The organism is Phytohabitans flavus, from assembly GCF_011764545.1.
GTDB classification, from domain to species: domain Bacteria; phylum Actinomycetota; class Actinomycetes; order Mycobacteriales; family Micromonosporaceae; genus Phytohabitans; species Phytohabitans flavus.
Window position 1 is genome coordinate 2,439,392 of sequence record NZ_AP022870.1, and the last position, 25,476, is coordinate 2,464,867.

At 71.8% G+C, this 25,476-nt stretch carries 21 protein-coding genes and 2 pseudogenes; 15 read left to right on the plus strand and 8 right to left on the minus strand.

The features are described 5' to 3' along the window. Nucleotides 1-72: 72 nt before the first annotated feature. Together Pflav_RS10505 and Pflav_RS10510 are read left to right on the plus strand one after the other, a co-directional pair. A pseudogene (locus Pflav_RS10505) lies at nt 73-431 on the plus strand (ArsR/SmtB family transcription factor). Nucleotides 432-568: 137 nt separating this feature from the next. Continuing rightward, on the plus strand, nt 569-1,468 hold the full coding sequence (locus Pflav_RS10510; RefSeq protein WP_173042347.1) for an aminoglycoside phosphotransferase family protein: 900 nt from the start codon (nt 569-571) through the stop codon (nt 1,466-1,468). Between the two features lie 223 nt (nt 1,469-1,691). On the opposite strand, the gene Pflav_RS10515 is transcribed toward Pflav_RS10510, so the two are convergent. Then, entirely contained in the window at nt 1,692-2,564 is an 873-nt protein-coding gene (locus Pflav_RS10515) for a quinone oxidoreductase family protein (protein ID WP_232071225.1), read from the minus strand. A 182-nt stretch (nt 2,565-2,746) separates the two neighbouring features. Beyond that, nucleotides 2,747-3,622: a helix-turn-helix transcriptional regulator gene (locus tag Pflav_RS10520; protein ID WP_173035776.1), complete on the minus strand. Its 876-nt coding sequence runs from the start codon at nt 3,620-3,622 to the stop codon at nt 2,747-2,749. Nucleotides 3,623-3,845: 223 nt separating this feature from the next. On the opposite strand from Pflav_RS10520, the gene Pflav_RS10525 reads away from it, so the two are divergent. The 3 genes from Pflav_RS10525 to Pflav_RS10530 all read left to right on the plus strand — a co-directional run bounded on the left by Pflav_RS10525 (nt 3,846) and on the right by Pflav_RS10530 (nt 6,064). After that, nucleotides 3,846-4,286 (plus strand): hypothetical protein, encoded by a 441-nt coding sequence (locus Pflav_RS10525; RefSeq protein WP_197938312.1) that lies wholly within the window; start codon nt 3,846-3,848, stop codon nt 4,284-4,286. Between the two features lie 79 nt (nt 4,287-4,365). After that, nucleotides 4,366-4,998, plus strand: coding sequence for a trehalase-like domain-containing protein (locus Pflav_RS45235; protein WP_232072656.1), 633 nt, complete (start codon nt 4,366-4,368; stop codon nt 4,996-4,998). A 124-nt stretch (nt 4,999-5,122) separates the two neighbouring features. Then, entirely contained in the window at nt 5,123-6,064 is a 942-nt protein-coding gene (locus Pflav_RS10530; RefSeq protein ID WP_232072657.1) for a glycoside hydrolase family 15 protein, read from the plus strand. A 90-nt stretch (nt 6,065-6,154) separates the two neighbouring features. Here Pflav_RS10530 and Pflav_RS45240 read toward each other — a convergent pair whose 3' ends face one another. Further along, complete coding sequence (locus tag Pflav_RS45240; RefSeq protein WP_232072824.1) at nt 6,155-6,298, minus strand: hypothetical protein; 144 nt, start codon at nt 6,296-6,298, stop codon at nt 6,155-6,157. Between Pflav_RS45240 and Pflav_RS10535 the strand changes: the two are divergent. From Pflav_RS10535 to Pflav_RS10560, 6 genes and pseudogenes are all read left to right on the plus strand, one after another. Then, nucleotides 6,239-7,086: pseudogene (locus Pflav_RS10535) on the plus strand (LLM class flavin-dependent oxidoreductase). The gene Pflav_RS45240 and the pseudogene Pflav_RS10535 overlap by 60 nt on opposite strands. Before the next feature lie 36 nt (nt 7,087-7,122). Further along, entirely contained in the window at nt 7,123-7,590 is a 468-nt protein-coding gene (locus Pflav_RS10540) for a hypothetical protein (protein WP_173035780.1), read from the plus strand. Between the two features lie 198 nt (nt 7,591-7,788). Then, the gene (locus tag Pflav_RS10545; protein ID WP_232071227.1) at nt 7,789-9,828 is read left to right on the plus strand and encodes a phosphocholine-specific phospholipase C; all 2,040 of its coding nucleotides are present in this window, start codon (nt 7,789-7,791) and stop codon (nt 9,826-9,828) included. 66 nt (nt 9,829-9,894) lie between these two features. After that, nucleotides 9,895-11,121 (plus strand): sensor histidine kinase, encoded by a 1,227-nt coding sequence (locus Pflav_RS10550; RefSeq protein ID WP_173035783.1) that lies wholly within the window; start codon nt 9,895-9,897, stop codon nt 11,119-11,121. 20 nt (nt 11,122-11,141) lie between these two features. Next, entirely contained in the window at nt 11,142-11,786 is a 645-nt protein-coding gene (locus Pflav_RS10555; protein WP_173035785.1) for a response regulator transcription factor, read from the plus strand. A gap of 95 nt (nt 11,787-11,881) precedes the next feature. Then, nucleotides 11,882-13,039: a serine hydrolase domain-containing protein gene (locus tag Pflav_RS10560; protein WP_173035787.1), complete on the plus strand. Its 1,158-nt coding sequence runs from the start codon at nt 11,882-11,884 to the stop codon at nt 13,037-13,039. A gap of 485 nt (nt 13,040-13,524) precedes the next feature. On the opposite strand, the gene Pflav_RS10565 is transcribed toward Pflav_RS10560, so the two are convergent. After that, entirely contained in the window at nt 13,525-14,184 is a 660-nt protein-coding gene (locus Pflav_RS10565) for a hypothetical protein (RefSeq protein ID WP_173035789.1), read from the minus strand. Nucleotides 14,185-14,236: 52 nt separating this feature from the next. Between Pflav_RS10565 and Pflav_RS10570 the strand changes: the two genes are divergently transcribed. Continuing rightward, nucleotides 14,237-15,610 (plus strand): hypothetical protein, encoded by a 1,374-nt coding sequence (locus tag Pflav_RS10570; RefSeq protein ID WP_232071229.1) that lies wholly within the window; start codon nt 14,237-14,239, stop codon nt 15,608-15,610. 26 nt (nt 15,611-15,636) lie between these two features. After that, the gene (pstS, locus tag Pflav_RS10575; protein WP_173042349.1) at nt 15,637-16,728 is read left to right on the plus strand and encodes a phosphate ABC transporter substrate-binding protein PstS; all 1,092 of its coding nucleotides are present in this window, start codon (nt 15,637-15,639) and stop codon (nt 16,726-16,728) included. A gap of 10 nt (nt 16,729-16,738) precedes the next feature. Here the strand turns inward: pstS and Pflav_RS10580 are convergent, their stop codons facing one another. From Pflav_RS10580 to Pflav_RS10595, 4 genes are all read right to left on the minus strand, one after another. Then, on the minus strand, nt 16,739-17,116 hold the full coding sequence (locus Pflav_RS10580; RefSeq protein ID WP_173035791.1) for a GerW family sporulation protein: 378 nt from the start codon (nt 17,114-17,116) through the stop codon (nt 16,739-16,741). A gap of 99 nt (nt 17,117-17,215) precedes the next feature. Further along, entirely contained in the window at nt 17,216-17,812 is a 597-nt protein-coding gene (locus tag Pflav_RS10585) for a class I SAM-dependent methyltransferase (protein WP_173035793.1), read from the minus strand. Between the two features lie 262 nt (nt 17,813-18,074). Next, entirely contained in the window at nt 18,075-19,286 is a 1,212-nt protein-coding gene (locus Pflav_RS10590) for a serine hydrolase domain-containing protein (protein WP_173035795.1), read from the minus strand. 108 nt (nt 19,287-19,394) lie between these two features. Continuing rightward, a complete protein-coding gene (locus tag Pflav_RS10595; RefSeq protein ID WP_197938317.1) occupies nt 19,395-20,438 on the minus strand; it encodes a LacI family DNA-binding transcriptional regulator in 1,044 nt (347 codons plus the stop codon). 156 nt (nt 20,439-20,594) lie between these two features. On the opposite strand from Pflav_RS10595, the gene Pflav_RS10600 reads away from it, so the two are divergent. Together Pflav_RS10600 and Pflav_RS10605 are read left to right on the plus strand one after the other, a co-directional pair. Beyond that, on the plus strand, nt 20,595-22,511 hold the full coding sequence (locus Pflav_RS10600; RefSeq protein ID WP_173035799.1) for a glycoside hydrolase family 127 protein: 1,917 nt from the start codon (nt 20,595-20,597) through the stop codon (nt 22,509-22,511). Nucleotides 22,512-22,523: 12 nt separating this feature from the next. Then, nucleotides 22,524-25,004, plus strand: coding sequence for a glycoside hydrolase family 127 protein (locus Pflav_RS10605; RefSeq protein ID WP_173035801.1), 2,481 nt, complete (start codon nt 22,524-22,526; stop codon nt 25,002-25,004). Nucleotides 25,005-25,476: the final 472 nt, after the last annotated feature.

The following is a 25,476-nucleotide window of genomic DNA, read 5'->3' on the forward strand; positions in this document are numbered from 1 at the left end:
CGGGGCTCGATCTGATTAGACATCCCTCGAAACAGCGTTGCACCCTGTTTCGGGATCTGTCAACCTAGACGCATGTCTAAACAGGCTGGTCTCGCGCTTGCCGACGTCTCTGCCGGGGAGGCATGCTGCCAGCCGATCAGCGAGCAGCGGGTGTCCGCCGAGACGGCCGCGGCACTCGCGCCGGCGTTCAAGGCGCTCGGCGACCCGGTCCGGCTCCAACTCATGTCGATGATCGCCTCAGCCCCTGACGGCGAGATCTGCGTCTGCGAGCTGACGCCGGCGTTCACGCTGAGCGGTCCGACGATCTCCCACCACCTCAAGACCCTCCGTGACGCCGGCCTTGTCGACGCGGAGCGGCGCGGCACCTGGGTCTACTACCGCCCCGGCCCGCGCTCATCCGCCAGCTCGCCGCCCTGCTCGCCGCGGCCTGACGGCTCCCGGCGCAGCTGCGGGCGGGCCCACCCAGGGCGCCGGCACGCCGCACGGGAGAGTCGGTCGCCGTGACCGCGCCGCGCGGGAAAGTCGGTTGCCCGCAGCGAGCCGGACCGGAGAAGCTGCCGGCGTGCGGATGCATGCCGATCAACTGACCATCTCTCCGGAGACCGTACGTGAGCTGGTCGAAGACCAGTTTCCGCAGTGGCGCGACCAGCCGGTGAGCGAGGTCGCCTCGGCCGGGACGGTCAACGCGATCTTCCGGATCGGCGACCGCCTGGCGGCCCGGTTTCCCCTCGAACCCGGCGACATCGAGGTCAACCGGCGCTGGCTCGCCGCCGAGGCGGAGGCCGCGGCCGAGCTGGCCGGCCGCACAAGCTTCCCGACGCCCGAGCCGGTCGCGCTCGGCGAGCCCGGGCGCGGGTACCCGCTGCCCTGGTCGGTGCAGACCTGGCTGCCGGGGACGGTAGCGACCGACGACGACCCGGGGGAGTCGGCGGGGTTCGCGCGCGACCTGGCCGTGTTCATCGGCGAGGTGCGGGCGATCGACACCCGCGGCCGTACGTTCGACGGGCGTGGCCGGGGCGGCGAGCTGACCGCGCACGAGGAGTGGGTGCAGACCTGCCTCCAGCGCAGCGAAGGGCTCCTCGACGTGCCGCGCCTGCGGCGTACCTGGTCGGTCCTGCGCACCCTGCCGCGCGGCGACGCACCGGACCTGATGACCCACGGCGACCTCATCTCCGGCAACGTGCTGGTCGCCGGTGGCCGCCTGGCCGGCGTGCTCGACGTGGGCGGCTTCGGGCCGGCCGACCCCGCGCTCGACCTGGTGGCCGCGTGGCACCTGCTGGAGCCCGGGCCGCGCCGGGTGCTCCGCGCCGAGCTCGGCTCCAGCGACGTGGAGTGGGAGCGCGGCAAAGCATGGGCGTTCGTGCAGGCGATTGGGACCGTCTGGTACTACCGCGAGAGCAACCCCACCATGAGCGACATGGGCCGCCGCACGCTCGCCCGCATCCTCGCCGACGACCCACCCCACTAGAGACGACGCTCCGGCCGGCGCCGCTGAGAGTTAACAGGCAACTATTGCGACCGCAATGCACCTGCCTGTTCGAGGTTGTTCGGCGTCAGTGAGCCATTGAGCCTGGACGAGACAGCCCGCCGGCCGTAAGGCCGGCGGGCTGGGGTTGTGAACCGCGAAGGGCGAGGCCGCGGGAGCAGCGGTCCGGACCACCGCGGACATCGCGGTAGCTCAATCTCTGTTGTCAGTGGGTCAGGACCAGCCGGCCGGACACCCCGCCGGCGTCCATCCGGGCGTGCGCGTCCGCGGCGTTTTCGAGCGGGTATGTCTCCACGCCGAGCTTGATCGAGCCCTCGGCGATCGCGGCCAGCGCCTCGGCGGCGGCGGGTGCCGCGGCGGCCGGGGTCTGGACGAGGAACTGGCCGACGGCGAAGCCGACGATGCCGCGGTTGGTGAACCACAGCTCGTTCGTGTCGACGGAGTGGCCGCTGCTGTCCGCGCTCCCCACCGCGACCAGCCGCCCCATGGCGGCCAGGAGCCGCAGCGCCGTGCCGCGCAGTTCGCCGCCCACCGGGTCGACCACGATGTCGAACTCCTCGCCCTCCAGCGCCTCCAGGAGCTGCCCGGAGAGCACGACCCGGTCGAAGCCGAGCCCCTCGGCCTCGGCGACCCGATCGGCCGAGCGCACGGTGCCGACCACCTCGCGCGCGCCCAGGCGCCGGGCGATGGGCGGGAAGACCGACGCGAGCGCGCCGGTGGCGCCGAGGACGAGCACTTTCGCCGCCGGCGGGACGGTGACGGCGCGGGTCAGCGCGAGCTGTGCGGTGGTCGCGTTGGGCAGCGCGGCGACGGCCTGCGCGGGGTCGACGCCATCGGGGAGCGGGAAGGTCACCTCGGCGGGGGCGACCATCACCTCGGCGTAGCCGCCGCCGGTCGCGATCGACAGCGTCGACACCCGGTCGCCCACCTTGAGCGACGTGACACCTTCGCCGACGGCCCGGATCGTGCCCGCCGTCTCGATGCCCGGCGTGTACGGCGGCTGCATCGGCAGGTCGTAGTCCGCGAAAGCGCCGCGGCGGATCAGCACGTCGATGAGGCCGACGGCGGCGTGCGTCACGTCGATGGCGACCTCACCCGGCCCGGGGTGGGCACCGGCAGGTCTACGAGTTCGAGGACCTCTGGACCTCCGTACCGCTTGACCAGAATCGCTTTCACGGTCTTCTCCTTGCGACGGGTTCATGAGCGCGGGCATGGCGGAGCGGCCCGGCTGGGATTCCGGGCTGATGTGCTGGGGGCGCCTCAGGCGTCGAGGGTCGCCTTGTACGGCGGGGAAGGCTCGGTCGCGTCCCAGGCGCCGAGTAACCGCAGCGCGTCCGCCGATGGCGAGCCCCGGTCAGCGTGGAAGATCACCAGCGTCTGATCCGGGTCCTCGGTGGGCTGGAACGTTTCGTAGTTCAGGCTCAGCGCACCCACGACCGGGTGGACGAACCGCTTCATGCCCTTCGAATGCCGCAGGACGGCGTGCTCACACCACGTGCGGCGGAACATGTCGCTGTGCAGCGAGAGCTCACCGATCAGCTCCGTGAACTCGCGGTCGTGGGGGTGGGATCCCGCGTACAGCCGCAGCGTGGCGACGACGTCGCGGGCGACCTTTGGCCAGTCCGCGTACAGGTCTCGCGCCGCCGGGTCGAGAAGGATGAAACGGGCCATGTTGCGGTCTCGGGGCGGACGCTTGCTGAAGTCGGCGTACAGCGCGCGAAACAGGTCGTTGAACGCCAGTACGTCCATCCGCCGGCCCTGCACCATCGCGGGGACCCGGTCGAGCGTGTCGAGCACGCTCAGCAGCCCTCGGCTGACGCGTTGCCTCGGCAGCGGGGCCGGGCGCGGCGGCCGCGCGGTCTCGGCCGCGACGAGGTCGAAGAGGTGCGTCCGTTCGACCTCGTCGAGCTGGAGCGCACGGGCCAGGGCCTCCCAGACGACGTGCGAGACCCCGCGGGTCCGCCCTCGCTCGAGGCGGATGTAGTAGTCCACGCTGACGCCGGCCAGGAAGGCGACCTCTTCGCGGCGCAGGCCGGGCACGCGGCGCGGTGCGTCGGCCGGGAGTCCCAGCGAGTCCGGCGAGATCCGGGCGCGGCGGGCGCGGAGAAACTCGCCCACGGCTCCGTTCTGGTGCATGCGTCCAGGCTAGCCACGCGCCTTGCCCACCGGAGGTGCCTGACAGGTACTGCTGGTACCCTCACGCGTCACGACGTTTCACCGGGCGGGGCGCGGTGAATACGGCAGGCGGGACTGCTGTTCCAGGGCCCTGCGGGAGGTGGACGGATGAGCATGCGGAAACGGTTCGACGCGCCTGCCCGCCGCTGAGATGGACTGGGCCGGATGGGCCTTGTTCGGGGTGGTGGCCACCACCTCCCTCACCGCGGTCCTGATCGCGGCGCAACTGGCCGGCCTCACCCGGCTCGACTTCGCCCTGGCGCTCGGCACGCTCGTCACCGGCGATCCGGACAAGGCCCGGGTCGCCGGGTTCTTCCTCCACCTCGCCGCGGGCCAGGGCTTCGCGCTCGGCTACGCGACAACGTTCGTACTGCTGGACCGCGCGACCTGGTGGCTGGGGATGTCGCTGGGGGCCATACACGTAGCCGTCGTGCTGACGGTGGTCCTGCCGCTGCTTCCGGGCGTGCACCCGCGCATGGCCTCGCTCCGAGCGGGTCGGGCCAGCACGACCGTGCTGGAGCCGCCTGGCCTGCTCGCCCTCAACTACGGCGCCCAGACTCCCGCGGTCGCGGCCGTCGCCCATCTCGTCTACGGAGGGGCACTGGGGCTGCTCCTGCGGGCCTGAGGAAGGGGCATCCGTGACCGGTACGCAGCCGCCGATCGCCGACTACGGGCTGGTCGGCGACACCCGTACCGCCGCGCTGGTGTCCAGTACCGGCGCGATCGACTGGTTCTGCGTGCCCCGCTTCGACGGCGAACCGCTCTTCGGCCGGCTTGTCGGCGGAGCCCCGGCGGGAACGTTCCGGCTCGGTCCGGTCGGCCCCGCTCCGGTCGCCGAGCGCCGCTACAACCCGCACACGGCCACCCTGGTGACGACGTGGCAGGTGGGGGAGGCCCGTCTCACCCTGACCGAGGGGATGGTGGCCGATGTCGCGGGGCGGCTGCTGCCCACGACGCTGCTTGTGCGGCGCCTGTCGGCGCAGGGTACGGCGGTCGACGCCGCGGTCGAGTTCGATCCCCGCCACGGCGAACGGCACCGCCGCCCCGGGTCCGCGACCGCCGAGAGGCGGTGGTGTGCGAATGGGGTTCGCTCGCGATGTCCCTGGCCTGCGGTCCGCGGCTTAGCGTCGTGCCGGGCGAGCCCACCACGGTCACGATCTCGCCCGGAACGCCGGTCACCTTCGTGCTGGCCGTGGCGCAGCGGGAGCCCCTCGTCCACGTCGACCCGGCCGCGGCCTGGGACCTGCTGGCGGGGGACGAGGCCGGCTGGCGCGCCTGGGCGGCCGAGATCGACGAGTCGCTTCCCTTCCGCGACGCCGTGGTCCGCAGCCTGCTGACGCTCCGGCTGCTGACCTACTCACCCTCGAACGCCCCGGTCGCCGCGCCGACCACCTCGCTGCCCGAGGACCCGGGCGGGGTACGAAACTGGGACTACCGCTACGTCTGGCCCGCGACGCCAGCATCGGTGTCGCGGCGTTCCTCGGTGCCGGCAAGGCCCAGGAGGCCCGTGGTTTCCTCGGTTGGCTCCTGTACGCCAGCCGCCTCCAGCGCCCCCGCCTGCCCTCGCTGCTCACCCTCAACGGCCGCCACGTACCGCGCGAACGCGAACGAGTCGACTGGCCCGGGTACGCCGGCAGCGTCCCGGTGCGGTTCGGCAACGGCGCGGCCGACCAGCACCAGCTCGACGGGTACGGCTGGGTGATCGACGCGGCCTGGGTGCTGGTGCAGGCCGGGCGGCGCCTGTACGGCGAGACGTGGCGGACCATGCGCGCCTTCGCCGACCTCGTCGCCCAGCGCTGGTCCGAGCCCGACGCCGGAATCTGGGAGATCCGCGGCGGGCCGGCCCAGCTCGTGCACTCCAAGCTCATGGCCTGGCTCGCGCTCGACCGCGCCCTGCAAATCGCCGACACCCACCGCGTCCGGCCCGCGCAGCGCACGCGGTGGACCGTCGCCCGGGACGCGATCGCCGCCGAGGTCCGGGAACGCGGCTTCGACCCGGCCAAGGCCAGTTACACCCGCGACTACGGCTCCACCGAACTCGACGCGGCGCTGCTGCTCCTGCCGGTCATCGGCCTCGACGATCCCGACTCCCCACGGGTCCACGGCACCATCGCGGCCATACGGGACGAGCTGTCCGCCGGCGGCCCGCTGCTGTTCCGCTACCCACCCGGCCGCGACGGCCTGCCAGGCCCGAGGGCGCCTTCCTGCCGTGCTCCTTCTGGCTGGTACAGGCCCTCGCCGGCACCGGACGGCTGGACGAGGCGGTGGCGATGTTCCAGGAGCTGCTCGACCGCGCCAGCCCACTCGGCCTCTACGCCGAGGAGATGGACCCGGCCACGGGCCTGCACCTCGGCAACTACCCGCAGACCCTCACCCACGCCGCCCTCATCCAGGCCGCCCTAGCGATCCGCGAGGCCGGCGCAGGCTAGGCTGCCGGCGGCAGGCTGGCCCGGGGGTACCAGTCTCGCCCCGGTCTGCCGGCCGCCCGGAAGATCAGCCACAGTCGGAGGCGTGACGAACCGGAAGGTGCTCTTCGGGCTCGGGCTGCCGGCCGGGGTGGGCGAGGTGGAGGCGCTGCTGGCCCAGGCGGTCGCGGCGGACGCCGGCGGGCTCGACCTCGTAACGGTGTCGGACCACCCCTACCTCGCCGAGCGGCTCGACGCGTACGCGGCCGTCGGAATGGTCCTCGGGCGGACCGCGCAGCTCACCGTGGCGGTCAACGTGACCAACCTGCCCACCCGCCCCGCGCCGATGCTGGCCCGTACGATCACCAGCCTCTCCGCGCTCTCCGGCGGCCGGGTCGCGCTCGGCATCGGTGCGGGCGGGCTCTGGCCGGAGATCGTCCGGCTCGGGGTGCCCCCGCTCTCCCGGGCCAGGCCGTACGCGCGATGGAGGAGGCGATCGTCGTGGTGCGGGCGCTCTCCGGTGGCGGCGGTCCGGTCACGTACGAGGGGGAGTTCTACCGGGTCGACGGGCTCGTACCGGCCCGGGTGCCGACCCCGCCGATCTGGACCGGCTCGGTCGCGCCGAAGTCACTCGCGGTCACCGGGCGCCGCGCCGACGGCTGGATCCCGGGCCACGCGGCCGACTGGCTCAGCCAGCGGTACGCCACCTCCCGCCCGATCATCGACGAAGCCGCCACCGCCGCGGGCCGCGACCCGGCGGAGGTGGCGACCATCTACAACCTGCCTGGCCGCATCACCGCGTCCCCACTGCGGGCGACCCGCGACGCCGGCGGCCGGTGGATCGGCGGCTCGGTGGAGCAGTGGGTGGCGGAGCTGACCGGTGCGGTACTCGCGCACGGCGCGGGGGCTTCATCCTCTTCCCGGTGCACGACGGCACCCCACTGGACACCACGCTCGGCCGTTGGGCGCGGGAGATCGCGCCGGCGGTACGGGAGGCAGTCACCGGGTGAAGGATCCTGACACAGGATGTCAGGTAGGTGCGCCTAGCGTGCCGGCATGACGAACACCGACTTCGACTTCCTCACCGGCAGCTGGGACAGCCGCCAGCGCCGGCTCACCAAGGTTCTGGCCGGCAACGACGAGTGGTACGAGTTCGACGCCACGCTCGACTGCCAGGTGCTGCTGGACGGCAATGGCGTATTCGACGTGCTCCGCGCCCCGGAGCGGGACATCGAGGGGCTCACCCTCCGGCTGTACAGCCCGGACGAGAAGGTCTGGCGCATCTGGTGGGCCGCCAAGTCCAGCGGCGGCCAGCTCGACGTGCCGGTGGTCGGGCGCTTCGAGGACGGGGTGGGCGTCTTCGAGTGCGACGACATCTGGGAGGGCACGCGGATCCGCGTCCGGTACCGCTGGTCCGATGTGAACACCCCGCATCCGCGCTGGGACCAGTCGTTCTCCACTGACGGCGGGCAGACGTGGGAGACCAACTGGGAGGCCACCTTCACCCGGCGCACCAGCGCCTGACCGGTACCGAACACCAGGACAACAGCGCAGGCTGGCGCGTTGCGCGGCGTCCGCGAGCACGCCAGCCTGACGTCCGCCAACCGCCCGGAGCTGGTCACTTGGCGTCCACCCACCGTCGATAGCTTCCGGAAGCTGTATTCCGTTTCCCGGGGAGGGGTCGCCGATATGGGCGCACTGGATCGTCGTCAATTCCTCAAAATGGTCGGGGCACCCGCGGTCGGCGCGGCGCTCCCGGCGGGCCTCGACAAGGCCCTCGCCATCCCGGCGCACAACCGGACCGGGTCGATCAACGACGTCGAGCACGTCATCTTCCTGATGCAGGAGAACAGGTCGTTCGACCACTACTTCGGCACGATGCGCGGTGTCCGCGGCTTCGGTGACCCGCACCCGATCAACCTGCCGTCGGGCAAGAGCGTGTGGCACCAGCCCAACGGCGGCGGCGAGCTGCTGCCGTTCCGCCCCGAGGTGCCGGACCTGGGCCAGACCTTCCTGCCCGACCCGCCGCACGGCTGGAACGACGGCCACGCCGCCTGGAACCAGGGCCGCTACGACAAGTGGGTGCCCAACAAGGGCGTCACCGCGATGACGTACCACACCCGCGGTGACCTGCCCTACCACTTCGCGCTCGCCGACGCGTTCACGGTCTGCGACAACTACCACTGCTCGCTGATGGGCCCGACCGACCCGAACCGGTACCACATGTGGTCGGGCTGGGTCGGCAACGACGGCAAGGCCGGCGGCCCGGTCATCAACAACGCCGAGGCCGGGTACGACTGGTCGACCTACCCCGAGCGGTTGGAGCGCAACGGCATCTCCTGGAAGATCTACCAGGACATCGGCCTGGGCCTCACCGCCGAGGGCTTCTGGGGCTGGACCGGCGACCCGTACATCGGCAACTACGGCGACAACTCGCTGCTCTACTTCCACCAGTACCAGAACGCGTTGCCCGGCAACCCCCTCGCGGACAAGGCGAAGGTCGGCACCGAGGTCAACGCCCTCGGGCGCGACCCGCTGAAGCTGCTCACCGACTTCCGTGAGGACGTGCGGCGCGGCCGGCTGCCGCGGGTCTCCTGGATCGTCGCCCCGGAGGCGTACACCGAGCACCCCAACTGGGAGCCCGGCTTCGGCGCCTGGTACGTCTCGCAGGTCATCGACATCCTCGCGGCCAACCCCGAGGTGTGGAGCAAGATGGCCCTCTTCATCACGTACGACGAGGAGGGTGGCTTCTTCGACCACATGCCGCCGCCCACGCCGCCGCAGACCCGGGCGCACGGCCTCTCCACGGTCCCGACCACCAACGAGATCTTCCCCGGCGACACCGCGGGCAACGTCTCCGCGCCCTACGGCCTCGGCATCCGGGTACCGATGATCGTCGTGTCGCCGTGGACCCGCGGTGGCTGGGTGAACTCGCAGCTGTTCGACCACACCTCGCTGATCAGGTTCCTGGAGGCCCGGTTCGCGCACCGCAACCGAGACCTCGTCGAGGCCAACATCACCCCGTGGCGCCGGGCCGTCGTCGGCGACCTGACCTCGGCGTTCGACTTCAAGAACCCGAACCGGGCGCGCCCGATCCGGCTCCCCGAGACCGACGACTTCATGCCCGACGACCTGGTCCGCTTCCCGGACGAGCCGCCGGTGCCGCCGGCCGACCAGGAGGTCCCGAAGCAGGAGCGTGGCGTCAAGCCGGCCCGCGCCCTGCCGTACGAGCTGCACGCCACGGCGCGGCGGGGCGCGACGGCGGTCACCGTCCAGTTCCGCAACACCGGCGACGCCGCCGCGGTGTTCCAGGTCCGCGAGGCGGGGAGCACGGCGGTACCGCGCGGCTACACGGTCGAGGCGGGCAAGCAGCTCTCCGACACCTGGGCTTCCGAAAACGGCTACGACCTGTCGGTACACGGCCCGAACGGCTTCTTCCGCCGCTTCAAGGGCGGCAAGGCCGCGCCGGACCTGGAGATCAAGCCGGTGTACGACGAGCGCCACCTCGACCTGACGCTGGAGATCACCAACCGCGCCGGCAAGCGGGTGGAGCTCACCGTCCGTGACGCGTACCGCGGGCACCCGACCACGATCTCGCTGCGCCCGGGCGAGACCGAGCGGGAGAAGTGGTCGCTCGAGCGCACCCACGGCTGGTACGACCTGACCGTCCGGGTCAACGGCGACCAGCACTTCCAGTACCAGCTCGCCGGCCACGTCGAGAACGGCGAGGACAGCATCACCGACCCCGCCCTCGGCGCCTGACCAGCCCCAGCCCCGGCCACCACCGCGGTAGTCGGGGCTGGGCCGTCCAAGTGCGAAAGTAAGGGCATGTTTCGGCGCCGGCTGGGGGAGGCGGCCTACGCCTTGACGGACGGGCCGATCGCGCTCGCGGGGCTGCTGGCGGTGCTCCTGACGTTCACGGTGGGTGTGTTGCTCGTGGTGGTCGTGGTCGGCGTGCCGGTGCTGGCCGCCGGAGTGGTGGCGGCTCGGGGCTGGGCGCGGTTCGAGCGGGCGCGGGCCCGGGTGCTGCTGGGGGAGCGGGTGCCGGACCCGCCCACGGTGACCGCCGTACCACGCCTCGCTGACCTGACCGACGCGGCCGGCTGGCGGGCGGTGCTGTACCTGCTGGTCAAGGCCCCGCTCGCGGGGGTGACGTCGGCGCTGGCGATCTGCGTCTACGGGGGCGCCGGCCAGGCCCTGACCTACCCGCTGTGGTTCTCCCGCACGCCGATGGTCTTCGGCATGTACACATTGGACACCCTGCCGTCGGTGCTGGCGGTGGTGCTGATCGGGCTCGTGCTGCTCTTCGCCGGCGGTTGGCTGCTGTTGGGCCCGCTCGCCCTGAGCCGCCTGGCGGTGCGGGGCCTGCTGGGCCCGTCCCGGCTCGCCGGCCGGATCCGGGCGCTGGAGCAGGCGCGGGGCCAGGCCGTGGACGCCTCCGCGGCCACGCTCCGGCAGATCGAGCGGGACCTGCACGACGGTACCCAGGCCCGGCTCGTCACCCTCGCGATGGATCTCGGGCATGCCCGCGAGCTGCTCGGCGACGTCGATGACGGCGGCCCGGCCGCCACCCGGCTGCGGGCCACGGTCGAGGCCGCGCACCGCAACGCCCAGCAGGCGGTGGTCGAGCTGCGCCACCTGGTCCAGAACATCCACCCGCCGGTACTGGACACAGGGCTGGAGCCCGCGCTGCGGAGCCTGACCGAGGCGCTGACGGTACCGGTGACGCTGCGTGTCGAGCTGGCCGGCCGCCCACCGCCGGCGGTGGAGACGATCGCGTACTTCTGCGCGGTCGAGCTGCTCGGCAACATGGTGAAGCACAGCGGCGCGGATGCCGCGACCGTGGATGTCACCGGCGACCGGGCCTGGATGACGCTGCGGGTGCGCGACGACGGCACCGGCGGGGCGGCCGTCCGTGGCGGCGTGCCCGGCGGCGGCGGTACCGGGCTGGCCGGCCTGGCCGCCCGGATCGGCACCGTGGATGGCACGCTACAGATCGACAGCCCGTCCGGTGGACCGACGGTCGTCACCATCGGGCTTCCCATGACCATCTGAGCCGTACGGGAGCAGCCGTCTTGCGCGTGGTGATCGCCGAGGATTCCGTGATCCTGCGGGACGGCCTCGTCCGGCTGCTGACCGCGAAGGGGCACGCGGTGGTGGCCGAGTCCGCCGACGCTCCCGGCCTGCTTACCGCGGTCGCGGAGCACGCGCCCGACGTGGCGGTGGTGGACGTACGGATGCCGCCGACACACACCGACGACGGCCTCCGCGCCGCGATCGAGGTCCGCCGCGCGCACCCGGCCGTCGGGATCCTGGTGTTCTCCCAGTACATCGAGGTGCACCACGCCCGCCGCCTGTTCGCCGGCGGCGGGACCGGCATCGGGTACCTGCTGAAAGACCGGATCGGCGAGGTGGGTGAGTTCCTGGACGCGCTGGAGCGGGTCGCCGCCGGTGGCACAGCTCTCGACCCCGAGGTGGTCTCGCGGCTGGTGGCGACCCGTGGACGTGGACGCGGGCTGGAGCGGCTCTCGCCGCGCGAGTCGGACGTACTGCACCTCATGGCGCGCGGCCTCTCCAACGGCGCGATCGCGGACGCACTCGTCGTCACCCCCGGCGCGGTGGAGAAGTTCGTCGCCGGCATCTTCGCCAAGCTCGACCTGCCGATGACCGAAGGGACCAACCGCCGCGTGCTGGCCGTGCTGCGGTACCTCCAGCAGTAATCCCGCAGCGGTAAGACAGTGGGGTTATCCCCAGCGGTTCGATCCGGGGGCTGGCCGGAGTGACCGCATGGCCGTGTCGCGGCGACCCTCTACCCATGACGAGATGGCGTAAGCGTGTCCTGGCCGGCGTGGCCGGCCTGCTGGTGGCGGTACTGACCGGCGCGGGGACCCCGGCGCTCGGCGGTGGCCCGTCCTCCCCGTTGCGGCAGGACGTCGAGGCGTTGCGCGCCCTGGGCGTGACCGGGGTGCTGGCCCGCCTGGAGACCGGCTCCACTGTGGAGGTCGCCCGCTCAGGAGTGGCCGATGTGGACAGTGGCCGCCCGGTGCCGGCCGACCCGTACCTGCGGATCGGCAGCACGACCAAGACGTTCGTCGCCGTGGTGGTGCTCCAGCTGGTCGGGGAGGGACGGCTGGCGCTGTCCGACCCGGTCGAGCGGTGGCTGCCCGGGGTGGTGGCCGGCAACGGCAACGACGGGCGCGCGGTGACCGTGCGGCAGCTGCTCCAGCAGACCAGCGGCCTGTACGACTACACCGGGGACCTCGTGTTCGACTACGTCACCCCGGAGTCGTACCGGCGCGAGCGCTGGCGCACGTACACCCCCGAGCAGCTCGTGGCGCTCGCGATGAACCACCCGCCGGGCGACACCGGCTGGGAATACTCCAACACCAACTACGTCCTCGCCGGCATGCTTGTCGAGGCGGTCACCGGCCGCGACTGGCAGCGCGAGGTGCACGACCGGATCATCACTCCGCTCGGCCTGCGGCGGACCCTGACCCCGGGCACGTGGCCGTTTCTGCCGGCACCGCACGCCAACAACTACCACCAGTTCGCGCCGGGCGGTCCGCTTGTCGACACCACGATCGCGGTACGCGGCCTGGACAGCGGCGCGGACGGTTCGATGATCAGTACGGCGTCCGACGTCAACCGCTTCCTCGCCGCGCTGATCGGCGGCCGACTGCTGAGGCCGGAACAGCTCGCGCGGATGCGTGAGCTGGTCGCCCTGCCGCCGGACGCCGGCTATCCAGCCGGCAGCGGGTACGGGATGGGCATATCCTTCGTCCCGCTCTCCTGCGGCGGCGGGTACTGGCGGCACGGCGGCACCGGCCTGGGCTACCAGATCGAACCCGCGGTCACCACGGCCGGCGACCGCCGGCTGACGGTGTCGCTCTTCACGAACACCTTCGACCGCGAACTGGCCGAGGCCCGCCAGGCCGCACTCCGGAGCTTCATCGACCGCACCCTGTGCCGCTAGGTCCACAATAGAGATTGAGCTACCGCGACGTCCGCGGTGGTCCGGACCGTTGCTCCCGCGGCCTCACCCTTCGCGATTCACAACCCGAAACCTCGTGCGCGGCTCGGTGGGTGCTCTGGTCGTCCGTGGCGAAAAGTTACCCCTCCGGAGGCAACTTTTCGCCACGATCGCAGCGTTATTCCGGATCTGCTCGCGCCGGTGCCTACCCCCGATGGGGGCGGGCGCATCGGTGCGCCCAGCTCCAGAGGCCCGCCGACTGGTGGCCCACCGCCGGGCCGCCGGATGTCCGCAGGCGGGGCGGGGTTGTGAAGCGCGGAGGGTGAGGCCGCGGGAGCGACGGTCTAGGCCACCGCGGACGTCGCGGTAGCTCGATTTCCTTGGTTTTGGATCTTTATTAGCGAGATGACGCCTAACGCGAGCGTGCAATGTGGACCAGCCCGAAGGCGGCGCGGGCCCCCGGGCCTGGTCCTGGTCGGGGGTGTTGGTCAGCTGTTGCTGTGGAACTCGCAGACGTGGTCGAGCGCGGGAACGAGCATCAGCAGTGCGTGGGGCGGCCAGGCGCACGCGTTCTCGGTGAGCGTGATGCGTGTCCTGGCCCCGCGGCTCGCGTACAGGCGGTCGCGATCGAACTGCAGTCGTTGGATCGTGGCGATCAGCCTGCCGTCCGTCGCGACTACCGCGATCGGGTCGTACGGGCGGAACTTCTGGGCGTCCAGCCCACCGATCACCTGCTGGCCAACCGAAATCGTCAGTTTGAACTTGAACAGGACGAGCCACGAGCGAGGCTTGATCTCGGCATCGAGTATCGCCGTGCGGCCCTGGGCGCCGTGCTCGTACTGGCGCAGCAATTGACCGTCGGGCGCGAACATGCCGCCGAAGAGTAGGTACCGGTACCAGGGCTTCTCCACCGGCTCGACCGGATTGGACGGGCCCAACCACGCCACCGTCGCTCCCGCGGCGTCGGTCACGTAGTAGCGGTGCGTGCGGTTGGTGGGAACGAAGATGCTTCGCTCGATGAGCGTGTAGTCGAAAGTGTCGCCGGCCAGCGCCATCGTCCGCCCTGTCGCGAGGGCGACGAAGCGTTCTCTCGTCACGGCGTCAGGGTAGGTGCGCACGGCAACGGCGGGCCCCGCCGACGGTGGCACGAAGGCGAGCCTTGGTCATCTGTTGTTTGCCGCCATTGCCTAGGGTGTGGTCGTGTCCGCGGTGGTGGTGACGACCCGGCCCCGGCGACGATCGCTGAGGGCGTTCCGGCCCAATACGCCAAATCGACTGTGGTGGCGGATGCTCTGGGCGGTGGTGGCCGCCGCGGCGGTCATGGCCGCCACCAGCCTGCTGATGTCCAGTGTGCAGGGCCAGGTGCGCACGATCGGCGCCGAGGCGGCACCGCAGGCGGCGACCGCGTCAGACCTGTACTTCGCGCTCAGTGACCTCGACGCGCAGGTGGCGAGGCTGGTGCTTATCGGCAACGCCGAGGCCCAGGCGGGCAGCCAGATCGACGCGCTCAGCACGTACCGTGAGCGCAGCCTCCAGCTCGACGCGGACCTGGAAGGCGCCCTCTCGACCGCGACCACCGACGAGGAGCGCGGCACCGTCCGCGAGCTGCTCAACGGCCTCGCGGTGTACCGGCAGTGGGCGTGGCAGGCCCTCACGGTCATCTGGCAGGCGCCGCCCCAGCCGCCGGGCAAGCTCCCACCGGCCGCCCTCGGGTACTACGGCCAGGCCACGAACGTGCTGCACTTCGAGCTGCTGCCGACCGCACAGCGGCTGCGCGACGCGAGCCAGGCGCGGCTGGACGACGCGTACGACGCGCAGCGCGCCACCGAGCTTGTGGGCATCGCCCTCGTCGTGCTGCTCGGCGGTGCCCTGACGATCCTGCTGATCTCCCTCCAGCGCTGGTTCGGGCGGCACTTCCGGCGACGGGTCAACCCGGCGCTGCTGCTCGCCACGATCGTCACGGTCGGCCTGGTGGTCTGGTCGGCCGCGCTCCTCTCGGTCGAGGGGCAGCGGCTGCGGGACGCGCACCGGGACAGCTTCGCGCCGTACCTGGCGCTGTCCCACGCGCAGGCGATCAGCTACGACGCCGCGGCCGACACAAGCCGGTACCTGCTCAGCGGCAACCTACCCCTGTACCAGCAGGACTTCACCCGCAAGTCGACCTGCCTGGTCGACGGCGGCCAGTGCGGCAGCGGCGGTGACGCGCTCGACGGCGGCCTGGCCGTGCTCGCCGACGGGCCGGTCGGCGTGCGAAAAGGCGACGAGGTGCGCGAGCGGTGGCTCGGCTACCAGCGCGACCACGACCGGATCGTCGCGCTCGCCGACGCCGGGCAGACCGAGGCCGCGATCGACGCCCTCACCGGCATCAAGCGGGGCGAGGCCGCCTTCGACTTCTACTACTACGACGTCGCGATAAGTGAGATCGCCACCGCCCAGAAGCAGTCGTTCGACGTCGCGTTCGAGGACGCCGAAGGGTTGCTGACCGGGTGGTCCGTCATCCCGCTCGTGGTCTTCGGCGCGGTCATCCTGCTTGTCGTGGCGGGCGTCTGGCCCCGGCTGGCGGAGTACCGATGACGCGGCGAACCGACAGGAGGAAGGCCATGGCCCACCGGCCGCGCACGCTCCCCGCCGCACTCGCGCTGGTCGCCGCGCTCGCCGCGTGCGCGCCGGACGGTCCCGCCGCGCTGCAGTCCGCCCCGCTCGGCGGCGTCCAGTCGTGCGCCCCCGGTGCGATCACCGGGCAGGGTTCGTCGGCCCAGGCCAACGCCGTCAACATCTGGATCCGCAGCTACCAGGCCGCCTGCCCGGACGCGGCGATCGAGTACGGCAGCATCGGCTCCGGCGCGGGGCTGCGCGCGTTCATCGCCGGTACCGGTGACTTCGCCGGCACGGACGCGTTGCTGACCGCCGAGGACCAGCCCAAGGCCGACGAGCGCTGCGGGCAGGCCCCGGCCATCCACCTGCCCATGGTGGTGGGCCCGGTCGCGCTGGCGTACAACGTCGCCGGCCTCGGCGACCTGCGGCTGTCCCCGGCCACGATCGCCCGGATCTTCGCCGGCACGGCCAAGGCGTGGAACGATCCGGCGATCGCCGCCGACAACCCCGGCGCCACCCTGCCGCCCACCCCGATCAAAACCGTGCACCGCGCGGACAGCTCCGGTACCACGAACAGCTTCACCTCGTTCCTGGCCGCGACCGCCGGCGGCGACTGGTCGTTCGGCAGCGGTACGAGCTGGAAGGCGCCGGGTGGCGAGGAGCGGCGCGGCAACGCCGGCATGGCCGCCGCGGTCACCCAGACGGACGGCGCCATCGGGTACATGGAGTGGTCGTACGCGCAGGCCAACAACCTCGACACCGCCAAGGTGGGCAACAGTGCCGGCCAGTTCGTCGAGCTGACCAACCAGGCGGCCGGTCGGGCGGTCGCCACGGCCGAGGTCTCCGGTGCCGGCGGCGACCTGCGGCTGGCCCTCGACTACGACACCACCACGCAGGACGCGTACCCGGTGGTCCTGGTCACGTACGAGGTGGTGTGCGCCAAGGGCACCCGCCCGGCCTCCCTCGACCTGGTCAAGGGCTTCCTGGCGTACACCTCCAGCCCCGCCGGCCAGCAGGCGGTGACCCGGCTCGGCTACACCCCGCTCCCCGAGGAGATCCGGGCCCGGGTCGCCACCACCGTCAGCGCGCTGGGGTAGCGCCGGGTCGTCAGCGCCGGCGCCGCATCCGGGACTTCACGATCGTGCGGACCGTCAGCAGCGCCACGATCGCGACGATCTGACCACCCAGGACGATCCGGCTGACGTCCACCGCCGGGCGCCACTGGACCGTGCCGTCCTTGATGACGAACGCGCCCACCGGATGGGACGACACGCCCCACCCGGCCCCGGTGCCGCTGCCCTCCTGGGCCTCGGTACCCGGCTTGGTCCCGCCGCCACCGCCGCCACCCCCACCGCCGGAGATGCGGGCGACCGGTACGACGGTGATGCCGTCCTGCTTGATCGGCTCCCCGACCACCGCGCCCGCGTTCATACCGCCGCGCAGCTTCTCCAGCAGTTCCAGGGTCCTCTCGGCCGTGTCGGCCATGGCTACCCACCTCCAGGGGGCTGGCATCGCGTCCGTACTCACCCCAGCATCTCGCACGAGACGGGTGAAAGCTGCAAATCCGAGGCATCCGGGCGACGGCTAGGCCGCGCCGGGGACCAGGATCGGGGCCGGGCGCCGGCAGTGGTAGACGAGGGCGGGCGGCAGGTTGCCCCACACCGTACGGCCGATCACCATCTCGTCGAACCGGGACTCCAGCGCTCTGCGCAGCCGGCGGGCCGGTGGCGCCCAGCGCGCGTGGACGTACGCGAACGTGGTGAACGCCCCGTCCGCGGCGAGCGCACCGACCGCCGCGGTGAGCACGTCCCGCTGCTGCCGCTCGGCGAACGCGGCCCACGGCAGTCCGCTGACGATGACGTCGGCGGGCGGCAGGTCGCGGCTGGCCAGTACGGCCTCCAGGTCACGGGCGTCGGCGAGCGCGACGTCGACGCCGGGGTACCGGGCGGCCAGCCGCATCGCGAACCGTTCGTTGACCTCCACCGCGATGTGGTGGCCGCGACCGCCGAGCCGCCGCTGGATCAGTCCGGTGAAGGCGCCGGTACCGGCACCGAGCTCCACGACCACCGGGTCCCCGGTGCGGGGGATCGGCGCCGTGACCACGCGGGCCAGCGCCGCGCTGCTCGGCGCGACCGCACCCACCGTCAAGGGACTCCGGACGAACTCGCTCAGGAACGACATCGGACCAGGCCTTTCATCAAGGGATCCGCCTATCTCAGGGCAGCGAGTGCGGTCGGGAGGCCGAAACAGCAGGATCGGGCAAGATGTCGCGAGCATCGGTCAAGCCCGGGCGGGCCACCTCGACTGATCGATCTCTGTTAAGGTCTCGCCGCGTGGGAGCTATCAAGCCGTGGCATCTCTTGGCCCTGTTCTGCGTCGCCGCCGTCGCCATCATCGTGGTGGTCCTGGTCGCCGTCCTCGGGCGGCGCAAGTAGGGCGCTCCTCAGACCCGTACGACGGTCGGGCGCAGCGGCGGGACGGCGGCGCGGAGGGCGCGTTCACGGGGATCCGAGGTCAGCGCGGCGCCCATGCGGTTGGTGACGTAGGCGTACCCGATGCCGGTCTCCGGGTCGGCGAAGCCGAGCGAACCCCCGATGCCCGCGGTGCCGTACGCGCCGGGCCCGCCGAAGCTCCACGCCGCGCTCGACTTCATGAAGCCGAGCGAGTGCGGGATCTCGCCGTCGAGGTACTCGTGCCGCAGGCCGTTGTGCGGCGGCACCGCCGGCGCGGCCAGCTCGGCCAGCGTGTCGGGGCCGAGCCCGAGCTGCCGGCCGCCCGTGGCGAAGACGCTGTACGCCTTCGCGATCGACCGGGCGGTACCCACGCCGAGCGCGGCGGGCACCTCGAGGTCGCGGGTGTAGACGCGCTCGCGGTGCGTCGTCAGCCCGGGGGCGCTCACCATCGAACGGAAGAGGCTCGACCGTGGGTTCAGCGCGCGGAGCATCAGGCCCGGTGAGACGCTGAGCATCACCTTGAGCGGGTTAGGACGCTGGATCCGGGCCAGCCGGACGTTCGGCACGGTACCGGGCAGGCGGATGTAGAAGTCCAGGCCGAGCGGCCCGGCGATCTCCTCGTGGAAGAAGCGGCCCAGCGTGCGGCGCTCCGGGTCGACCCGGCGCAGCAGCGCACTCTGGTAGAAGCCGAGGGTCAGCGCGTGGTACGCCTGCCGGCTGCCCGGCTCCCACGCCGGCGCCTGCGCGGCGAGGACGGTGGCGAGCCGGTCGGGGTCACGCACCGTGTTCCGCCCGATCGGCCGGTCCAGCGCGAAGAGCCCGGCCTGGTGGGCGAGGAGCTGGCGGACGGTGACCTGCTCCTTGCCCCGCTGGGCGAACTCCGGCCAGTACGCGCTCACCCGCTCGTCGAAGTCGAGCCAGCCGCGCGAGTGGGCGAGGGCGAGCGTCATCGCGGCCAGCCCTTTCGTGGTCGAGAAGACGAGCACCATCGTGTCCCGCGCCCACGGCGCCCCGGTCGCCGCGTCGCGTACCCCGCCCCACAGGTCGACCACCGGCTCGCCGTCCTGGTAGACGCAGCACGCCGCGCCAAGCTCGTGGCGGCGGACCAGGTTTTCGACGAACGCGTCCCGGACCGACTCGAAGCCCTTGCGCGCGTAGCCGAAGACGGAGATGGGCCTGGACGGCCGCGTTCGCCATGCCATCAGTCCATCGTCCACGTTTTGGACCGACCGGCGACACCGTTCGTTCATCTATGCGCCATGTCACTGTTTGTCCGAATGCGGATGGTGCGCCGCGCCGGGGCACGAGCTTCAATCCGTGCTGGTCCTCGCCGGGCTGAGGCGCGGGCCGGTGGAGTCGCGGACGATGAGGCGGCTGGGCTGGCGCACGACGCCGGAGGAGGGCTGCCCGTCGAGCGCGGCGAAGAGGTGCTTGACCGCGATCTCGCCGATCTGCTGAAGGTTCAGGTCCACAGTGGTCAGTGGTGGCTGGCAGTCCGCGGCGAACTCGTGCCAGTTGTCGTACCCCACGATGGAGACGTCGTCCGGGACGCGGCGGCCCAGCTCGCGGACGGCGGCGGCCACCCCCGCGGCGATCTGGTCGTTGCCGCACGAGATGGCGTCGATGTCCGGGTTGGCCGCCAGCAGCATCTTGGCCGCGGTCCGCCCCCAGCGCTGCGACCACTCGCCGTAGAGCGGGGCGCCGCCGGCGAGCGCGAGCCCGGCGGAGGCGAGCACCACGCGCAGGCTTGTGGCCCGGTCGCGGGCGGCGCGGTAGCTCTGCGGCCCGGTGACGTGCGCGATCTGCCGGCGACCCAGCGAGACGAGGTGCTCGGTGGCGAGGCGGGAGCCGTGCTCGTCGTCGGCGAGGACGGACACGTCGCGGGGGTCGTCGGACTCGCCGTACACGTAGACGACCGGCACCGGGATCTGGGGGGTGAGCGAGGGGCGCACGTCGTTGGAGTCGCCCAGCACCACGAAGCCGTCCACCTGGCGAGCGATCAGCGTGCGGATGTAGTGCTGCCGGCGGATCGCGTCGCCGCGGGCGTCGCAGAGCAGCACGGACATCTGGCCGTTGGCGAGCGCGTTCTCCACGCCGAGCAGGATCGGGATGGAGAACCGGTGGGCCAGCTCGTCGGTCAGCAGCCCGATCGTCCGGGTGCGGCCGGTCTGGAGGCCGCGGGCCAGCACGCTCGGCTGGAACCTCAGCTCCTCGGCCGCCTCGAGGACCCGCCGCCGGGTCTCCGGGGCGACCTCGTCCCGCGCGTTGAGCGCCTTCGACGCGGTGGCCACCGACACCCCAGCCAGCCGCGCCACGTCGGTCAACGTGACCGTCCGGGATCGCTGCCTGCCCACCGAAAATCCTTTCGAAATATGTTTCGGAGCGAAAGCGTACATCAACAACCCCAGCAACCTCGTCTCTTGACGCGGACGTAACCGGGTGGCTACATTGCCGAAAAGGTTTTCGGCCACCGGGCGGCCATCGGTCCCAAGCGCGTTCAAGGGTGGACCATGATCGGACCGGTGCTTCCGTCCGCCGGCGCGTTGCGCCCGCTCGGCCTCGACCAGGTGCGCCTCACCGGCGGCTTCTGGGGCGAGCGGCAGGAGCGCAACGCCAGAGCCACGATCCCGCACGCCCACCACTGGCTGGAGGAGACCGGCTGGCTCGGCAACTTCCAGCTCGCCGCCACCGACGACCTCACCCCGCACCGCCGGCACGGCCGCGAGTTCTCCGACTCCGAGGTGTACAAGCTGGCCGAGGCGATGGCCTGGGAGACCGCCCGTGGCGGCAGCGCGCCCCTCGACGAGCTGTCCACTGTGGTCGCCGCCGCGCAGGAGCCGGGCGGATACCTCAACACGATGTTCGGCCGGCCGGGGCAGCAGCCGCGCTACAGCGACCTCACCTGGGGCCACGAGCTGTACTGCTACGGCCACCTCGTCCAGGCCGGCGTCGCCCGCCTTCGCGGCGGCGTGCGGGACGCGCTCACCAACGCCGCCATCCGCGCCGCCGACCACGTGTGCGTCGAGTTCGGCCCCACCGGCCGGCAGGCGCTCTGCGGGCACCCGGAGATCGAGATGGCGCTCGTCGAGCTGTACCGGGCCACCGGCACCGCCCGCTACCTCGACCAGGCCCGCCTCTTTCTCGACCGCCGCGGCCAGGCCACCCTCCCCGACATCGAGCTCGGCCGCGCGTACTTCCAGGACGACGTCCCGATCCGCGAGCGCACCGCCTTCGCCGGGCACGCCGTGCGCGCCCTCTACCTCGCCTGCGGCGCCGTCGATGTCGCCGTCGAGACCGGCGACGACAAGCTGCTCGCCGCCGTCGTGCGGCAGTGGGAGCGCACGGTCGCCGCCCGCACGTACCTCACCGGGGGGATGGGCTCGCGCCACGAGGGGGAGGCCTTTGGCGACGACTTCGAGCTGCCGGCCGACCGCGCGTACATCGAGACCTGCGCCGCGGTCGCCTCCGTCATGCTCTCCTGGCGGCTGCTGCTCGCCACCGGCGAGGCCCGCTTCGCCGACCTCGCCGAGCGCACCCTCTACAACGTCGTCGCCGCATCCACCTCATTGGACGGTCGCGCGTTCTTCTACACCAATCCGCTCCAGCAGCGCAGCCCGGGCGAAGCCCTCGACCGTTCCCGGCCGTGGCCGCGTGCCAGCTCCAGTGAGCGGGCGCCGTGGCGCGACGTCTCCTGCTGCCCGACCAACGTGGCCCGCACCCTCGCCTCCCTCGGCGGCTACGTCGCCACCGAGGACGGCGGCGGGCTCCAGCTCCACCAGTACGCGAGCGGCACCGTGACCAGCGGTGACACCACGCTGACCGTGGCCACCGGCTACCCCTGGGGCGGCGTCGTCCGGATCAGCGTCGACCGCACCGGCGACGCCCCGTGGGGGCTGTCACTGCGCGTGCCCGCGTGGGCCGGCGAGGCCCAGCTGGTCACTCCCGAAGGCACCAAACGGGTCAAGCCCGGATACACGGTCGTGTCGCGCGCGTGGCGTGCCGGCGACCAGATACGGCTGAAGCTGCCGGTCGCTCCACGATGGACAGAGCCCGACCCGCGCATCGACGCGGTCCGCGGGTGCGCCGCCGTGGAGCGCGGCCCACTGGTGTACTGCGCCGAGTCGGTCGACCACGACCCGGCGGTCGCGCTGGACGCGGTCAACGTCGACCGCGCGGCGCCCGTCGCCGAGCGCCCACTGCCGGCGCTCGGCCGGGACGTCGTCGCGCTCGTGGTCGATCGGGACCGGAGCGAGCCGAACGGCGACGTGCCACCACCCACCACCGACGCGGCCGGCAACGGCTGGCCATACGGATCCCACAGCACAGCCGACCCAGAGCCGGGCAACGTCACCCTCGTTCCGTACCACCTGTGGGCCAACCGCGGTCCGGCGACCATGCGGGTCTGGCTCCCGGTGGCCCCTAGGTAGAGGAGGTAACCCGTGTCCCTCACCCGCCGTACCGTGCTGCGCGCCTCAGCCGCCGGTGCCGTCGCCGCCGCCGGCATCACCGCGCTCAAGGCCACGCCCGCCGCCGCCGCTCGCCCCGACACCGGGGTGTCCGCCTACGCGTTCCCGCTCTCCGCCGTCACCCTGCTCGCCGGCCCGTTCCAGGCCAACACGGGACGCACCCACAGCTACCTCAGCTTCCTCGACGCCGACCGGCTGCTGCACATGTTCCGGCTCAACGTCGGCCTACCCTCCTCCGCCGCCGCGATGGGCGGCTGGGAGACCCCGACCACCGAGCTGCGCGGTCACTCCACCGGTCACGTGCTCACCGCGCTCGCGCAGGGGTACGCGAACGGCGGCCCCGCCGCGTTCAAGACCAAGGGCGACTACCTCGTCGCCGAGCTGGCCAAGTGCCAGGACCGGGCCACCGCCGCCGGGTTCAACACCGGCTACCTCTCCGCGTACCCGGAGAGCTTCATCGACCGGGTCGAGGCGCGGCAGTCCGTGTGGGCGCCGTACTACACGCTCCACAAGATCATGGCGGGCCTGCTCGACATGCACCTGCTCGCCGGCAACGCCCAGGCGCTCACCGTGCTGACCCGGATGGCGGCCTGGGTGAAGTTTCGCAACGACCGGCTCACCCAGACCCAGCGGCAGAACATGCTGGACACCGAGTTCGGCGGGATGAACGAGGTGCTCACCAACCTCTACCAGCTCACCGCCGACCCCAACCACCTGGCCGCGGCCCAGCACTTCGACCACGCCGAGGTCTTCGACCCGCTGGCATCCAATGTGGACGCGCTGAACAACTACCACGCCAACACGCAGATCCCCAAGGTGCTCGGCGCCATCCGCGAGTACCACGCCACGGGCACGACCCGCTACCGCGACATCGCCGTCAACTTCTGGGACATCGTGACCGGGCGGCACTCCTACGCGATCGGCGGCAACTCCAACGGCGAGTACTTCAAGGCGCCCGGGCGGATCGCCAGCGAGCTGTCCGACACGACGTGCGAGTGCTGCAACACGTACAACATGCTGAAGCTGACCCGGCAGCTCTTCTTCACCAACCCGGCCCGCACCGACTACATGGACTACTACGAGAAGGCGCTCTACAACCACATCCTCGGCGCCCAGAACCCCAGCTCCACGCACGGCTTCCACTGCTACTACGTGCCGCTGCGACCGGGTGGCATCAAGACGTACAGCAACGACTACAACAACTGGACGTGCTGCCACGGCACCGGCATGGAGAGCAACACCAAGTACGCCGACAGCATCTACTTCCATAGTGGAGACACGCTCTACGTCAACCTCTTCATCGCCTCCGTGCTCACCTGGCCCGGTCGCGGCATGACCGTGCGGCAGGAGACCTCCTACCCCGAGGCCGCCTCGACCCGGCTCACCATCACCGGTTCCGGCGCTTTCACGCTGCGGCTGCGGATTCCATCGTGGACCAGCGGGGCGCAGATCCGGCTCAACGGCGCGCTCCAGAGCGTGGCGACCACGCCCGGCACGTACGCGACGATGAGCAGGACCTGGGCGTCGGGTGACGTCGTCGACGTGACCCTGCCGATGTCCCTGACCCGGGAGTCCACACCGGACAACACCGCGGTCCAGGCGGTGAAGTACGGCCCGATCGTGCTCTCCGGCGTCTACGGCACCAACAACCTCTCCACCATGCCCACCCTCAACCCGGCGACGATCGCGGCGACGTCGACGCCGCTTCAGTTCACCGCGACCGCCAGCACCGGGGCGGTGACGCTGCTGCCGTTCTACAAGATGCACGGCCAGCGGTACACGGTCTACTGGAACGTCAACACCACCACGCCGCCGCCCGCGCCGTTCGTCGCGCACTACCGCTTCGACGAGACCTCGGGCACCACGGCGGCCGACGCCACCGGCAACGGCCGCACCGCTACCCTCGCGGGCGGCGCAGGCTGGACCACCGGGCGCACAGGGGGAGCGGTCAACCTCAACGGCACGAGCGCGTACGTGTCGCTGCCGGCCGGCATCCTGGCCGGCGCTACCGCGTGCACGGTAGCGGCCTGGGTGCGGCTCGACGCCATCACAAGCTGGTCCCGGCTGTTCGACTTCGGCTCCGGGTCCACGGGCAGCATGTTCCTGACCCCCCGCAGCAGCGCGGGCACCGCACGGTTCGCCATCACCACCTCCGGCTCCGGCGGCGAACAGCGCATCAACGCCCCGGCCGCCCTACCCACCGGCGCGTGGACGCACGTCGCGGTCACGCTGTCCGGCACGGTGGGGGTCCTCTACGTCAACGGCGTCGAGGTCGCCCGCAACGCGGCCCTGACACTCCGCCCGGCCGACCTGGGCAGCACGACACAGAACTGGATCGGCCGCTCCCAGTACAGCGGCGACCCCTACCTGGACGGCGCCGTCGACGGCCTGCGCCTCTACAGCCGCGTCCTCACCGCGGCCGAGGTGGCCGACCTCAACGCCACCGGCCAGTAGCCGCGAACAGACCCCGGCTGGTGGCTCGACCCGCGCCCGGCTCGCCGGGCCACCAGCCGGCCTCCGCTCGTCCGGAGAAGATCTAAAAGCCAAGAGATCTTTTTGAGCTACCGCGATGTCCGCGGTGGTCCAGACCGCCGCTCCCGCGGCCTCACCCTCCGCGGTGCACGACCCAAGAAGGCGCTCCGTCGAATCTGCCAGCCCGCGCTCCGAGTGGGTCCATAGAGCTTTCGGAGTCGGCGTCATTGAGTCTGCCCGCAGTCTCTCCTGCGGATTTCCTTGATCGGCGTAAGCGGCACGGTGTCGCGCTGCGATTGTGGCGAGAAATTGCCCCTCCAGAGCCTGTCGCAAAATTGCCCGACTACAGCGTGTGTCGAGAAAAACACGGCTGTGTCCGCCGCTGGCCGCCGAACGGCGGCCGGCGAGGGTCAACGAGACCCTCATTTCAAGCGAATCTGGCGATTCTGCGACA

Coding starts and splice junctions, on each gene's coding strand:
- Pflav_RS10580 (WP_173035791.1), bottom strand. CDS start 17,116: ATGGCCGACACGGCCGAGAGGACCCTGGAACTGCTGGAGAAGCTGCGC.
- Pflav_RS10590 (WP_173035795.1), bottom strand. CDS start 19,286: ATGGCATGGCGAACGCGGCCGTCCAGGCCCATCTCCGTCTTCGGCTAC.
- Pflav_RS10510 (WP_173042347.1), top strand. CDS start 569: ATGCATGCCGATCAACTGACCATCTCTCCGGAGACCGTACGTGAGCTG.
- Pflav_RS10550 (WP_173035783.1), top strand. CDS start 9,895: ATGTTTCGGCGCCGGCTGGGGGAGGCGGCCTACGCCTTGACGGACGGG.
- Pflav_RS10600 (WP_173035799.1), top strand. CDS start 20,595: ATGATCGGACCGGTGCTTCCGTCCGCCGGCGCGTTGCGCCCGCTCGGC.
- pstS (WP_173042349.1), top strand. CDS start 15,637: ATGGCCCACCGGCCGCGCACGCTCCCCGCCGCACTCGCGCTGGTCGCC.
- Pflav_RS10540 (WP_173035780.1), top strand. CDS start 7,123: ATGACGAACACCGACTTCGACTTCCTCACCGGCAGCTGGGACAGCCGC.
- Pflav_RS10520 (WP_173035776.1), bottom strand. CDS start 3,622: ATGCACCAGAACGGAGCCGTGGGCGAGTTTCTCCGCGCCCGCCGCGCC.
- Pflav_RS10560 (WP_173035787.1), top strand. CDS start 11,882: ATGACGAGATGGCGTAAGCGTGTCCTGGCCGGCGTGGCCGGCCTGCTG.
- Pflav_RS10585 (WP_173035793.1), bottom strand. CDS start 17,812: ATGTCGTTCCTGAGCGAGTTCGTCCGGAGTCCCTTGACGGTGGGTGCG.
- Pflav_RS10545 (WP_232071227.1), top strand. CDS start 7,789: ATGGTCGGGGCACCCGCGGTCGGCGCGGCGCTCCCGGCGGGCCTCGAC.